The sequence below is a fragment of the Microbacterium telephonicum genome (genome assembly GCF_003651225.1).
Taxonomy (GTDB): Bacteria; Actinomycetota; Actinomycetes; order Actinomycetales; family Microbacteriaceae; genus Microbacterium; species Microbacterium telephonicum.
Genome location: NZ_RCDB01000001.1, coordinates 624,447 through 638,686, shown reverse-complemented (window position 1 = coordinate 638,686; position 14,240 = coordinate 624,447). Strand labels below are relative to the sequence as shown.

Annotated in this window: 8 protein-coding genes; 5 read left to right on the top strand and 3 right to left on the bottom strand. The window is 72.4% G+C overall.

All coding sequences use genetic code 11. The features are described from left to right. The first annotated feature begins 141 nt into the window (after positions 1 to 141). The 5 genes from C7474_RS03120 to C7474_RS03100 all read left to right on the top strand — a co-directional run bounded on the left by C7474_RS03120 (position 142) and on the right by C7474_RS03100 (position 7,314). On the top strand, positions 142 to 1,434 hold the full coding sequence (locus C7474_RS03120; RefSeq protein WP_121057477.1) for an ABC transporter substrate-binding protein: 1,293 nt from the start codon (positions 142 to 144) through the stop codon (positions 1,432 to 1,434). An 8-nt stretch (positions 1,435 to 1,442) separates the two neighbouring features. Beyond that, a complete protein-coding gene (locus tag C7474_RS03115) occupies positions 1,443 to 2,462 on the top strand; it encodes a carbohydrate ABC transporter permease (RefSeq protein ID WP_121057476.1) in 1,020 nt (339 codons plus the stop codon). Then, the gene (locus tag C7474_RS03110) at positions 2,459 to 3,361 is read left to right on the top strand and encodes a carbohydrate ABC transporter permease (RefSeq protein ID WP_121057475.1); all 903 of its coding nucleotides are present in this window, start codon (positions 2,459 to 2,461) and stop codon (positions 3,359 to 3,361) included. The genes C7474_RS03115 and C7474_RS03110 overlap by 4 nt, the downstream gene beginning before the upstream one ends. Next, positions 3,358 to 5,637, top strand: a complete 2,280-nt coding sequence (locus C7474_RS03105) for a beta-xylosidase/alpha-l-arabinosidase (RefSeq protein ID WP_121057474.1) — start codon at positions 3,358 to 3,360, stop codon at positions 5,635 to 5,637. Before C7474_RS03110 ends, C7474_RS03105 begins: the two co-directional genes overlap by 4 nt. Positions 5,638 to 6,132: 495 nt before the next feature. Continuing rightward, entirely contained in the window at positions 6,133 to 7,314 is a 1,182-nt protein-coding gene (locus tag C7474_RS03100) for a GAF domain-containing sensor histidine kinase (protein WP_121057473.1), read from the top strand. 80 nt (positions 7,315 to 7,394) lie between these two features. Here C7474_RS03100 and C7474_RS03095 read toward each other — a convergent pair whose 3' ends face one another. The 3 genes from C7474_RS03095 to C7474_RS03085 are packed head-to-tail and all read right to left on the bottom strand — an operon-like array spanning position 7,395 to position 14,235. Next, a complete protein-coding gene (locus C7474_RS03095) occupies positions 7,395 to 9,893 on the bottom strand; it encodes a glycoside hydrolase family 3 C-terminal domain-containing protein (protein WP_121057472.1) in 2,499 nt (832 codons plus the stop codon). Next, on the bottom strand, positions 9,890 to 12,181 hold the full coding sequence (yicI, locus tag C7474_RS03090; RefSeq protein ID WP_121057471.1) for an alpha-xylosidase: 2,292 nt from the start codon (positions 12,179 to 12,181) through the stop codon (positions 9,890 to 9,892). Before yicI ends, C7474_RS03095 begins: the two co-directional genes overlap by 4 nt. After that, positions 12,178 to 14,235 (bottom strand): beta-galactosidase, encoded by a 2,058-nt coding sequence (locus C7474_RS03085; protein ID WP_121057470.1) that lies wholly within the window; start codon positions 14,233 to 14,235, stop codon positions 12,178 to 12,180. The genes yicI and C7474_RS03085 overlap by 4 nt, the downstream gene beginning before the upstream one ends. Positions 14,236 to 14,240 lie beyond the last annotated feature (5 nt).

The following is a 14,240-nucleotide window of genomic DNA, read 5'->3' as shown; positions in this document are numbered from 1 at the left end:
TTTCGAAAACGTTTGACACCGCGTTTGTTGCTTCCGCAAACTAATGCCGACCCGGGACACCGGGGTCGCGCGGGGCACCACCGCGCAGATGTGCCCGACACCTCGACGGCCGAGGTGCGACTCGATGATGAGGGGAATCACATGAAGACGCGCACGCTTCTCGCGGGCTCCGCGATCCTGGCGATCGGCGCCCTGGCGCTGAGCGGCTGCTCCGGTGGCGGCGGATCCGACGCCTCCGGCGACGGCACCGTCAGCATGACGCTGTGGCAGAACTCCACGACCGGTCCGGGTCAGCAGTACTGGACCGATGCGATCGCCGCGTTCGAGGAGGAGAACCCGAACGTGACGATCGAGATGCAGTCCGTGCAGAACGAAGACATGGACGGCAAGCTGCAGACCGCGCTGAACGCGGGCGACCCGCCCGACATCTTCCTGCAGCGCGGCGGCGGCAAGATGACCGCGATGGTGAACGCCGGCCAGCTCATGGACCTGACCGACACGATCGCCGGCGAGGCGAAGGACAACATCTCGGAGGGCTCGTTCAAGGCCGAGACGTACCAGGACCGCGTCTGGGCGATGCCCCTGTCGGTGCTGCCCGGCGGCATCTTCTACAGCCAGGACCTGTACACGCAGGCCGGGGTCACCGAGAACCCGACGACGGTCGACGAGCTCGTCGCCGCGAACGACAAGCTCAAGGGCATCGGCGTCGCGCCCCTCGCACTCGGCGCGAAGGACGCATGGCCGGCCGCGCACTGGTTCTACTGGTTCGCGATCCGCGAGTGCGCGCCGAAGACGATGGAGGAGACCGGCGACTCGAAGGACTTCAGCGACGCCTGCTGGCTGAAGGCCGCCGAGGACCTCGACGCGTTCGCGAAGACCGAGCCGTTCAACGAGGGCTTCCTCACGACGTCGGCGCAACAGGGCGCCGGCAGCTCGGCGGGACTCGTGGCCAACCACCAGGCCGGCGGCGAGCTGATGGGCGCGTGGGACCCGGGCGTGATCGCCTCGCTCACCCCCGACCAGCAGCCCCTGGCCGACCTCGCCTGGTACCCCTTCCCCGAGGTGGACGGCGGCAAGGGCGAGCCCGGCTCGATGATGGGCGGCGTCGACGGCTACTCGTGCTCGGCGCAGGCGCCGAAGGAGTGCGCCGACTTCCTCAACTTCATCGGCTCCGACGCGCAGCAGGTCGCCTACTACAAGGCGTTCTCCTCGCCGCCGGTGAACACCGAGGCCCAGAAGTCGGTCACCGAGCCCTACCTGCAGCAGATCCTCGAGGCCTACAACAAGGCGCCGTTCGTCTCGCAGTGGCTCGACACGATCCTCGGCCAGAACGTGGGCAACGCGCTCAACGTCGCCGTCGTCGACCTGCTCGCCGGCCAGAGCACGCCCGAACAGCTCGTCGACGCCGCCAACCAGGCCGGCAAGAAGGGCTGAGTACGCACATGACCGCACGCGCGCACACACTGACGGCGCCGCCGTCGGCGGGTGTCGCGCCGCAGGACGGGGGTGGCCCGGTGCCGCCCCCGTCCCCGCCGCGCCGACGTCCGCACCGCTCCGCCGGCTGGTCCGCCCGCCTCGAGATCGCCCTGCTGGTGGGCCCCGCGACGATCTTCTTCCTCGGATTCGTCATCTTCCCCGTCGTGATGGCCGCCTACTACGGCTTCTTCCGGTGGAGCGGATACGGGCCGGCCACCGACTTCGTCGGCCTGCAGAACTACGTCGTGATCCTCACCGATCCGCAGTTCCAGGAAGCCCTCGGGCACAACGCGTTCATCGTCGTCGCCTCGCTCGTGCTGCAGGGGCCGGCGGCGATCCTGCTGGCGCTGCTGCTGAACCGCCGGATGCGGGGGCAGTCGCTCATCCGCGTGCTCATCTTCGTGCCGTACGTCATCTCCGAGGTCGTCGTCGGCACCGGCCTCAGCCTCATGCTGCAGACGCAGGGCGCGCTCAACGACTTCCTCACCGGCATCGGGCTCGGCGCCCTCGCGCAGGATTGGCTGGCCGATCCCGACATCGCCATCTGGACGCTCATGGCGATCCTCACCTGGAAGTACATCGGCTTCGCCGTCATCCTGTTCCTCGCCGGGCTCCAGGGCATCCCCGAAGAGCTCTACGAGGCGGCCGCCCTCGACGGGGCCTCGTTCTGGCAGATCCAGCGCCGCATCGCCCTGCCGCTGCTCGCGCCGACGCTGCGGATCTGGGCGTTCCTGTCGATCATCGGCGCACTGCAGCTGTTCGACCTCGTCTACATCATCTGGGGCCAGTACATCGCCTCGACGGCCGGCACCTCCACGATGGTCACCTACATGGTCGCCAACGGCCGCAACGCGGGCGCCTTCGGATACGGCAACGCGGTCGCCGTCGTGCTGTTCCTCATCTCGCTCGTGGTCGCCCTGATCTATCAGCGCTACGTCCTGCGCCGCGACACCGACGGCGCCCTCACCGAGAGGCCCGCCCGATGACCGCGCTCGCCGCGTCCGCCCGCCCTGCGCCGTCCCCCGCGGGCGGTCGACCGGACCGCCGCGCCGGCGCCCCGCGCCGCCCCCTCGGCTGGACGAGCCCCGTCGTCTACTTCATCGCACTGCTCGTGATCGCGCTGATGCTCGCGCCGATCCTGTACATCATCATCGGCGGGTTCCGCACGAACGCGCAGATCACCGTCGATCCGTCCGGCTGGCCGTCGCCGTGGGTCGTGCAGAACTACCTCGACGTGCTCGGCGGCCCTGTCTTCTGGCGCGAGGTGCTCAATTCGACCATCGCCGCCGTCGCGACCACGATCGGCGTCGTCACGCTGGGGCTGATGGCCGCCTACCCGCTCGCGCGCTACCGGTTCCGGGGGCGCGGGGCCCTGTACGCGCTCTTCGCCGCCGGCCTCATGTTCCCGCTCACCGTCGCGATCACACCGCTGTACATCGTGGTGCGCTCGCTCGGGCTCATGAACTCGCTGACCGGCGTCATCCTGCCGCAGATCGCGTTCGCACTGCCGACGACGATCATCATCCTGGTACCGTTCCTGCGGTCGATCCCCGAAGAGATCCAGGAGGCCGCCTTCATCGACGGATGCAGCCGACTCGGCTTCTTCTGGCGGATGGTGCTGCCGCTGGCACTGCCGGGCGTCATCACAGTCGGCATCCTGGCCTTCATCGGCAGCTGGAACAGCTACCTGCTGCCCCTCTACATCCTCAACGACCAGTCGACATTCACCCTGCCGCTGGGCGTGCAGGCGTTCTCGTCGCAGTACTCCGTCGACACCGCGAAGGTGCTCGCCTTCACATCGCTGTCGATGATCCCGGCGCTCGTGTTCTTCAGCGTCTTCGAGCGCCGGATCGTCGGCGGCCTCACCGGTGCGGTGAAGGGATGACGGCCTCGGCACGCGTGGAGGCGATCCTCGCCGACCTCACCCTCGACGAGAAGCTCGCGCAGCTGGTGGGCTACTGGGTGGACCAGGGCGGCGAGGTCGTCGCGCCGATGGCCGGCGAGATGGTCGCCTCGACGCGGTACGAGGATGCCACCACCCACGGCATCGGGCATCTCACCCGCGTCTACGGCACCCGGCCGGTCGACCCGGTCGAGCGCGCCGCGTGGCTGTGGAACGAACAGCGGCGGCTGCGCACGCAGACCCGCCCCGGCATCCCCGCCATCGTGCACGAGGAGTGCCTCACGGGCCTGGCCGCGTGGAAGGCGGCCACCTTCCCGACGCCGCTCGCGTGGGGGGCTGCCTTCGACCCCGACCTCGTCGCCGAGATGGGGCGGGCGATCGGCGCCTCGATGCGGCAGCTCGGCATCCACCAGGGACTCGCTCCGGTGCTCGACGTCATCCGCGACCCGCGCTGGGGCCGCGTCGACGAGTGCATCGCCGAAGACCCCTATGTCGTCGGCACGATCGGCACCGCCTATGTGCGCGGACTCCAGGATGCCGGCGTGCACGCGACGCTCAAGCACTTCGTCGGCTACTCGGCCTCTCAGGCGGGGCGCAACCACGCTCCCGTGCACGCGGGGCCGCGCGAGATCGCTGACGTGTTCCTTCCACCGTTCGAGATGGCCGTCCGCGACGGCGGGGCCCGCAGCGTCATGAACTCCTACACGGACCTCGACGGCATCCCCGTCGCGTCGTCCCGCGAGCTGCTCACCGGGCTGCTGCGCGAGACGTGGGGGTTCGACGGCGTCGTAGTGTCGGACTACTTCTCGGTCGCGTTCCTGCAGACCATGCACGGGGTGGCCGGCGACCTCGGCGAGGCGGCGGCCCTCGCGCTCGCGGCGGGGCTCGACGTCGAGCTGCCCACGGGCGACGCGTTCACCGCTCCGCTGGCCGCCGCCGTGCGCGACGGCCGCGTCGACATCGCGCTCGTCGACACCGCGGTGCGCCGCGTGCTCACGCAGAAAGAGGAGCTGGGGCTGCTCGACGAGACGTTCGAGACGGCCCCGACGAGCATCGACCTCGACACCCCGGCCCATCGCGACATCGCGCGCCGGCTCGCCGAGGAGTCGGTCGTGCTGCTCACGAACCACGGCGCGCTGCCGCTCGGCGACGAGGACGGCATGCGGATCGCCGTCGTCGGTCCGAACGCGGATGCCGCCGAAGCGCTCATGGGCTGCTACTCGTTCGCGAACCACGTGCTCGCCCACCATCCCGGGCACGCGCTCGGCTTCGAGATCCCGAGCGTCCTGGCGGCGCTGCGCGACGAGATGCCGCGCGCCGGGATCACCGTGCGCGCCGGGTGCGATGCGACGGGCGACGACCGCTGCGGGTTCCCCGACGCCGTGCGGGCGGCGGGATCGGCGGATGCGGTGGTCGTCGTGGTCGGCGACCGCGCGGGGCTATTCGGCCGCGGCACGGTCGGCGAGGGCAACGACGTCGAGAGCCTCGACCTGCCCGGTGTGCAGCGCGAGCTCGTCGAGGCGCTCGTGACCACCGGCACCCCGGTGGTCATGGTCGTGCTGTCGGGTCGTCCGTACGCGCTGGACTGGGCCGTCGACGGACCGCTGCGTCCCGCCGCGGTCGTGCAGGCGTTCTTCCCCGGCGAGGAGGGCGGCGCCGCGATCGCCGGAGTGCTCTCCGGCCGGGTCGTCCCGTCGGGGCGGCTGCCGGTGTCGCTGCCGCGGTCGGCGGGCGCCCAGCCGTACTCCTATCTGCATCCGCGGCTCGGCGGCGCATCGGAGATCACGAGCGCCGACAGCACCCCGACCCTTCCGTTCGGGTACGGCCTGTCGTACACGACGTTCGTGCGCAGCGGGTTGCGGGCGGATGCGGTGGTCGATGCCGGTGCGTCGTTCACGGCATCCGTGACGGTCGCCAACACCGGCACGCGCACCGCGGACGACGTCGTGCAGCTGTACGGGCGGGATGTGGTCGGCAGCGTCGCGCGGCCGGTCGCGCAGCTGCTCGCGTACCAGCGTGTCACGCTCGCGCCGGGCGAGTCGGCGGTGGTCGACTTCGTCGTGCCGACCACGCGTCTCGCGTTCACGGGACGCGGTGGCGCGCGCATCGTCGAACCCGGCACCGTCGAGCTGTGGGTCGGCGGCTCGTGCGTCGACCGCGAGACCGAGACGTCCCTCGAGATCGTCGGCGCGGTTCACCCCGTGACGGCGTCCGACGAGCGCCTCGCCCGCGCGACCGTGCGCACCGCCGTCGGCTGAGGTCCGGACTCCGCGGCGCGCGCTCACCGGTCACTTTCGGCGCCCCGGATGCCGGAACTCCCGCCACAAGCGCCTGGTGAGGCGGGGCGGGAGGCGCCGGCATCCGCGCTCGCCAGTCGGATTCGGCGGCCCGGGCGCCGGAAACCTCGCCACAAGCGTCTGGCGAGCGGTGCCACCTCAACACGCCGACTCACCAGTCAGCTTCGGTGGGCAGGCGGTCGCAAACCCCGCCACAAGCGCCTGGTGAGCGGTGCCACCGCAACACTCTCGCTCACCAGGCAGTTTCGGTGACCCGGCGGCCGCAAACCCCACCACAAGCGCCTGGTGAGCGGGGCGGGCGCGCAGCATCCGTGTGCTCACCGGTCAGCTTGGGCGACGCGGGCGCCCAACACCCCACCACAAGCGCCTGGTGAGCGGCGGGGCGCCGCCCGCGCGCCCGGGGGCGTGCGGCGCGGATAGGCTGAGCTGGCTGAACACGTCGATGGGGAGACCGGTGTGACGACGACACTCGAGGACCGCGCGCGGGTCGACAAGATCGCGCAGTACGAGCTGCTCGACGGGCCGGCGCCCGACGACCTCGACGGGCTCGTGCAGCTCGCCGCGAGCGTGTGCGGCGTGCCGAAGGCCGTCATCAACATCATCGACGACCGCCACCAGCACCAGGTCGCGTCGGTCGGCTTCGCGCCGGGCGTGTGCTCGCGCAAGGACTCCATGTGCACCGCCGTGCTCGTCGAGAAGCGGCAGATCGAGGTGCCCGACGCGCGCTTCGACGACCGCTTCGCGGCGAACCCGTTCGTCACGGGCGAGATCGCGCTCGTCCGCTTCTACGCGTCGAGCCCCCTGCGCACCCCCGACGGCATCATCATCGGCACGCTGTGCGTCTTCGACGACGAGTCCGGCGAGCTGAAGCAGTCGCAGAGCGAAGCGCTCGCGCTGCTCGCCGGGCAGGTCGTCGACGTGCTCGAGCTGCGCCGCCTCACGCGCGAGCTCGGCCGCTCCAACGAGCAGCTCGCCTCGTTCGCGGGCCGCGTGAGCCACGATCTGCGCAACCCCCTGACGGCACTCGTGGGCTACCTCGAGATCGCCGCCGACAGCCCCGAGATGGCGCAGGCGCCGCACTCCGCGCGGGCGATCGCGCAGGCCGAGAACGCCGCCGGCCGGATGACGGCGATGGTCACCGACCTGCTCGACTACGCGCGCGTCGGCGGCGCGCAGCCCAAACGCGACCGCGTCGAGCTCACCACCGTGCTCGGCGGCGCACTCGAAGACCTCGACGCCGCCATCCGCTCGTCGGGGGCGACCGTCGTCGTCGACGTGGATGCCGACCTCGCCGTGCTCGGCGACCCGACGCTGCTGCGCGTCGTCTTCCAGAATCTCGTCGCCAACGCGCTGAAGTTCGCGCCGCAGGCCGGCGCGGCCCCGTTCATCGAGGTGACGGCGCAGGACACGTCGCTCGGCGTGCTCGTGACCGTGGACGACAACGGCCCCGGCGTGCCGGCCGACGAGCGCGAGAGCGTCTTCGAGCTGCTCGCCCGCGGCTCCGACACCGAGGCACCGGGCCTCGGCATCGGACTGTCGACGTGCCGGCACATCGTGAGCGCGCACGGCGGCGGCATCGGCATCGACGACGCCCCCGCCGGCGGCGCCCGGGTGTGGGTGCTGCTCCCCGCCGCCTGACCGGCACCGGCCCGCCCCACCACCCGCACAGGCACGCACACGCGCCCCGCGGGCATCCGCGGGCACGCGCGCGCCCGGGGTCAGTGCGTGACGACGAGCTCCGTCGACACGGGCAGGGCGTCGGCGGAGCCGCCGGCGGCGATCCGGTACGTGCCGGGCTGCACGCGCAGCGCGCCCTCGTGCAGCCAGTCGGCCGGCGCATCCGGCAGGCGCAGCGCGTCGTCCCACACCGCGAGGCGCGCGACGGCGAACGACACCGAGACGGTGCGCTCCTCCCCCGGCTCCACCCGCACGCGCGCGTAGCCGAGCAGCAGTCGGCGCGGCGCGGCGATCGGAAGCCCGGGCGCGAGGGCGTACACCTGCACGAGCTCCTCGACGGCCCGGTCGGCGTCGCCGCGCACCGTCACCGTCGCGGTGACGACGCGTTCGTCCGCGCGAGGATCCAGCAGCGGATGCCGGTGGGTGGGCGCCGGCGCGGGCACCGACGCGGCATCCAGCGCCACCGAGGCGTACGCGACGCTGCCGTAGCCGAGCCCGTGACCGAGCGCGAACGCGTAGGGCTCCGGCTGGTGCCGGTACGTCGCCTGCTGCCGCCGGGTGTCGTAGTCGAACAGGTCACCGGCCTGCGCGGGGTCGGCGGGCCACGACTGGGCGAGGCGCCCGACGGGCTCCCGGTCGCCGGAGAGCACGTCGAGCAGTCCGCGACCGAGCTCCTGGCCGGCGTGGCTCGACCAGACGACGGTCTCGGCATCCGCGGCACCGGCCAGCACGTAGGGGAAGCTCGAGACGACCGTGAGGATGCTGCGCGGGTTGGCGGTGCGCGCGGCGCGCCAGATGTCGGTGAGCGCCGCGGGCAGCAGCAGGTGCGGCCGGTCGGCGGTCTCACGTCCCGACAGGTGCGGGTCGTTGCCGACGGCGACGATCACGACGTCGGCCGCCTCGGCGGCGCGCGCGACCTCGTCGAGGCCCACGGCGACGGTCTCCGGTGCGAAGCGGGTCGCGTCGTCGAGGGTGACGGCCTCGGCGACGAGCAGTCCGACCTCGCGGACGACGCGCACCCAGCGGCCCGAGCCGAGGTGCAGCAGCGACCACGTGCCGTCGGGGTGCACGTGCCGGCGGAAGCTCTCCTGCACGACCCAGCCGCCCACCCGGGATGCGTCGGCGCGCATCGGCCAGGCTCCGCCGGTCAGCAGCAGTCCGCTCGCGTGCGAGCGGAGGGTCAGGATGCCGTCACCCCAGTCGGTGACGTCGAACAGCGTCGCCGCAGACCGCTCGGCGGCGACCGCGTCGACGACGGCGCCGTCGGCCGAGGCCGCGACGTAGCCGGAGGGTGCGCGCAGCGCGACGGTGTCGGCGCCGGTGACCGTCTCGACGCGCGCCGCCGGGTACCGGCCCCGCACACCCTCGGCGATCCCGATCGCGTACGGGGGCGTCCCCGAGTACCAGTCGGTCAGCACGAGGTCGGCGAGCGGTCCGACGACGGCGACGGATGCCGGATCCGCCAGCGGCAGCACGCCGCGGTCGTTGCGCAGCACGACGACCTGGCGGGCGACGGCGTCGCGGGCGAGCTCGCGCGCGGCGGAGGTGTCGAGGTCGTCGGCGGTGATCCCCGCGTACGGGTCGGCGTCGCCGTCGAACTCGCCGGTGCGCACGCGCATCTCGAGCAGCCGCCGCACCGCCCGGTCGACGTCGGAATCCGTGAGCAGCCCGTCGTCGAGCGCCTGCGTCACGTAACCGATCGTGGGCTGCGCGTTCTGGTCGTTGTCGGTGAACGAGTCCATGCCGCCGGTGATCAGCGCCGCCGCGCCGTGCACCTGGTCGGGCTGGGCTCCCTGGATGGTGACGAGGAACGTGGGAGCACCGGCATCCGAGACGATCGCGATCGACTCGTCGCTCCAGCGGCGCGCCTCGGCGACGAGCTCGGGCTGCGTGTGCGCGGGGGTGCCGTTGACCCGGTTGTAGGCGAGCATCATGCTGCCGGCAGCCTGCCGCTCGATCGCGTCGCGGAAGGCGGGCAGCTCCTCCTCGTGGAGGGTGCGCAGCGACATCTCCGACGACGTCGCGGAGCGGTCGGTCTCGTTGCTGTAGCCCAGGAAGTGCTTGAGCGAGGGCACGGTCTTCCAGACGCGCTCGTGGTCGCCGCGCAGGCCGCGGCTGTAGGCGGCGCCGAGCTGGCCCGTGTAATGCGGGTCCTCGGAGTAGCCCTCCTCGTTGCGCCCCCACAGCGGATGCCGGAGCGTGTTGACCACGGGCGCCCAGACGTTCAGTCCCACGTCGACGCCCGAAGCGCGCTTGGCGCGCACCTCGGTCGAGACGACCTCGGCGACCCGGGTGACGAAGGCCGGATCCCACGTGGCCGCCAGGCCCACCGGCTGCGGGAACACCGTCGCGGTGCCCACCCAGGCGAGGCCGTGGAGGGCCTCGCAGCCGGTGTGGGCCGCGCGGATGCCGAGCCGGTCGATCGCGGGCATCGCCTGGTGCAGCATCGCGATGCGCTCTTCGCGGGTGAGCCGCCCGAGCAGATCGCGGGCGCGGTCCGCGACGGGCACGTCGGTGCGCCGGAACGCCTCGCCGCTCATGCCGGCACCTCGATCTGCAGCTCACCGGCACCGTCGGCGGTGACGGACTCCTCGCCGAGCTGCAGGCTCCAGCCCGCCCGCGCGTCGGCGGACGTCGCCGTGATGCGGGTGCCCTCCCGACGCACGCGGAACGTCGTCGCGGGAGCGCCGGCGTGGCCGGGGACGACGGTCTCGGCGTCATAGCCGTCGGGGAGGGCGAAGCAGCGCAGCGTCACGCCGTCGGCCCAGTCGTAGTCGGGCCGGTCTTCGCGCGCACCCCACGGGAGCACGGTGCCGGGGCGCACGCGCAGCGGCACCGAGTCGTACCCGTGGTTCTCGCCCACCCAGCGGCCGCCCTGGGCCACATCACCGTGCAGCAGCGACGTCCACCGCCCCTCGGGCAGGTAGTACTCGACGTCACCCGACGCCGTGAAGACGGGGGCCACCAGCAGCCGGTCGCCGAGCAGGTACTGCACGTCGGCGTCGTGGGTGGCGCGGTCGCCGGGGAACTCGAGCACGAGCGGCCGCATCATCGGGACGCCGTCGGTGTGGGCCTCCTCGGCGACCCGCGCGAGATACGGCATGAGACGGAGCTTCAGCGTCGTGAAGCGACGCGTCACCTCGACGGCCTCGTCGTCGAACGCCCACGGCACGCGGACGGTGCTCGAGCCGTGCAGCCGCGAGTGGGAGGAGAGCAGCCCGAAGGCGAGCCAGCGCTTGAACACACCGGCATCCGGGGTGCCCTCGAAGCCGCCGATGTCGTGGCTCCAGTAGCCGAATCCGCTCATCGCGAGCGACAGTCCGCCGCGCAGGGTCTCGGCCATCGACAGCAGCGTGGAGTCGTTGTCGCCGCCCCAGTGCACCGGGAACTGCTGGCCGCCCGCGGTCGCCGACCGCGCGTAGAGCACCGCCTCGCCGGCGCCGCGCTCCTGCTCGAGCACGCGGAAGACGACCTCGTTGTACAGCTGCGGGTAGTAGTTGTGCATGCGCTGCGGGTCGGACCCGTCGTGCCACACGACGCCCTCGGTGGGGATGCGCTCGCCGAAGTCCGTCTTGAAGCTGTCGACGCCCTGCCGCGCGAGGCGGCGCAGGTGCCCGGCGTACCACTCGGCCGCATCGGGGTTCGTGAAGTCGACAATTCCCATGCCGGCCTGCCACAGGTCCCACTGCCACACACCGCCGTCGGCGGTCTTCAGCAGGTAGCCCTTCTCCGCGGCCTCGGCGAACAGGGCGGAGCGCTGCGCGATGTAGGGGTTGATCCAGGCCGAGACCTTCAGGCCCTTCTCGTGCAGACGCGCGAGCTGACCGTCGGGGTCGGGGAAGGTGCGGGAGTCCCATTCGAAGTCGGTCCACTGGTACTCGCGCATCCAGAAGCAGTCGAAGTGGAACACCGACAGCGGCAGGTCGCGCTGCGCCATCCCGTCGACGAACTCGGTCACCGACTGCTCGTCGTACGCGGCCGTGAACGAGGTCGTCAGCCACAGCCCGAACGACCAGGCCGGCACGCGGGCGGGGCGACCGGTGAGGGCGGTGTAGCGGCGCAGCACGTCTTTGGGCTCGGGCCCGGCGATGACGTAGTAGTCCAGCGTCTCCCCCGGCACCGAGAACTGCACGCGGGAGTTCACCTCGGAGCCGACCTCGAACGAGACCGCATCCGGGCTGTCGACGAACACGCCGTAGCCGCGGCTCGTGAGATAGAACGGCACCGACTTGTAGGCCTGCTCGCTCGAGGTGCCGCCGTCGGCGTTCCACGTGTCGACGACCTGGCCGTTCTTGGTGAAGGCGCCGAAGCGCTCGCCGAAGCCGTAGACGCGCTCTCCCGGCTCGATCGACAGCTGCTGGTGCACCCACGTGGGGGCCACGCCCGGCGCGCCCTCCCCCGTCATGTGCCCGATCGAGCGCGGCAGCGAGGTCGTCAGCACACGGTCGCCCTGTTCGAACGCGACGTGCCACGCGCCCCCGCGGGTGACGCGCACGCGCAGGTCGCCGGCATCCAGCACGCCTTCCTGCTCGTCGGCCCGCACGTCGGGGACGAAGCCGTCCACGCCGGTCACCGCGAAGTCGGGGCCGCGGTGCGCGGCGCCGGCGTGCCGCTGCACGCGCACCTTCACGACCCCCGGGGCGGGCGACGAGAACGTCGTCGTCATCATCGGCCGGTTGAGGGTGTCGCCGCGGTGGCGGATGGTCGTCGTCGGCGCGTACACCGTCAGGGTGCCGGCCGCGGCGTCGACCCGGATGTCGTCGACCTCGACCGCGTAGAGGGGCGTGATGCCGGGCCGGGTGAGCCAGTAGCCGTCGGTGAACTTCACGGGGTGTGCCTTTCGATGAGGACTCGTGCGTCCCAGGGGGCGATCGTCACGAGGTCGTGCATGGTCTCGTCGGTGAGGAGGTCGGTGTGGGTGCCGGGAACGCGGGCGACGACCGGAGCGTCGCCGCGGTTGAGCAGGAACAGCGCGTCGCCGCGGCGCACGGCCTCGGCGTGCGGCGGCAGGCCGTCGACGGCGCCGGCGACCCGCGCGGCGGCGAGCACCTCGCCGATCACGTGGTCGAGCAGGTCATCGCCGAGCACGGCGGCCACGTGCCAGGCGCCGCCGTGGCGGGTGATCACCGGGCGCCCGGCGAGGTCGCCGGACGCGAAGGTCGCGCGCACCTCGGCGCCGTCGCTGCGCAGCTTGTCGGCCAGGATGCCGGCGGTCGCGGCACCGGCGAAGGGAGCGGCATCCGAGCCGCCGGCGGCGGCGAGCGCGGGAGCGGCGAGCGCGACGGGCACGCCGCCGTCGGGAAGTCCCGCCCACTCCTCGCCGCTCGCGCCGAGCATCTCGCGCAGGAGAGCGGGCGAACGGCCGGCGAGCACGTGGGCGTTGCGGTCGGCGACCCCGCTGAAGGCCCCGATCACGACCTGCGCGCCGCGCGCGGCGGCATCGGCCAGCGCGCTCGCCGCATTCGGTTCGAGCAGGTAGGCGTGCGGCACGATGACGACGTCGTAGGCGCTCAGATCGGCACCGTGGCGCACCACGTCGACCGCGACGTCCCGGCGCCACAGCGCCCGGTACCAGCGCTGGGTCTCGGCGAGCGAGTCGAGGCGGGTGGTCGGGCGCGCGGGTTCGTCGGCAGCCCACCACGACGGCCAGTCCCACAGCAGCGCCGTGCGCGCCGCGATCCGGCCGCCGACGACGGGGCGCAGTCGCTGCAGGTCGGCGCCCTGCCGGCACACTCCGGCGAAGACGTCGGTGTCGGCGCCGGCGTGCGGCAGCATCGCGGAGTGGAACGCCTCCGACCCGGCGGTGGACTGCCGCCATTGGAAGAAGCAGATGCCGTCGGCGCCGCGGGCGACCGCCTGCAGCGAGTCGAGCCGCGCCCGGGCGGGGGTCTTCGGCAGGTTGTGCGGCCGCCACTGCACGGCGCTGATCGCCTGCTCCATCAGCACCCACGGGGCGCCGCCGCCGAGTCCACGCACGAGGTCCTGCGCGAAGGCGATGTCGGCCGGGGCGTCGGGGTCGGCGGGGTCGGGGTACTGGTCGTCGCTGACGACATCGACGTCGTCCGCCCACGTCCAGTAGTCGGCGTGGTGGAACGGGCCCATGAAGTTCGTCGTGATCGGCTGTGCCGCGCCGGTCGCGCGGATCGCGTCGCGCAGCTCGCGGTAGCAGGCACGCAGCTCGTCGGAGGTGTACCGCCGGAAGTCGAGCGACTGCGTCGGGTTGATGAGGTAGGGCGCGCGTCGCGGGGGCAGGATCTCGTCGAAGTCGGCGTAGCGCTGCGACCAGAAGGCCGTGCCCCACGCCGCGTTGAGCGCGTCGATCGTGCCGTAGCGGGCGCGGAGCCAGTCGCGGAAGGAGCGCGCGGCCTCATTACCGTGGTCGAGCTGGCCGAACTCGTTGCCGACGTGCCACATCCGCACCGCCGGATGGTCGCGGTAGCGCTCGGCGAGGTCGCGGGTGATCGCGAGCGCTGCGGCGCGGTAGACGCGCGACGCCGGGGCGAACTGGTTGCGGGAGCCGGCGACCAGCCGCACGCCGTCGCGGTCGACGGGGAGGGTCTCGGGATGCCGGATGCCGAGCCACGGCGGCGGCGACGCCGTCGGGGTGGCGAGATCGACGGCGATTCCGCCCTCGTGCAGGAGGTCCAGGACCTCGTCGAACCAGCCGAAGTCGCGCGCCCCGGGCGTCGGCTCGAGCATCGCCCAGCTGAAGACGCCGACGGTGACGAGGTTCACGCCCGCGCGCTGCATGAGCGCGACGTCGTCGCGCCAGGTCTCCCGCGGCCACTGCTCGGGGTTGTAGTCGCCGCCGAAAAGGATGCCGCGGTCGGCGGTGAGCGCGGCGAAGCGCTCCGCTCCGGCGGGAGGGGGGTTCTCGTGCATGGGAC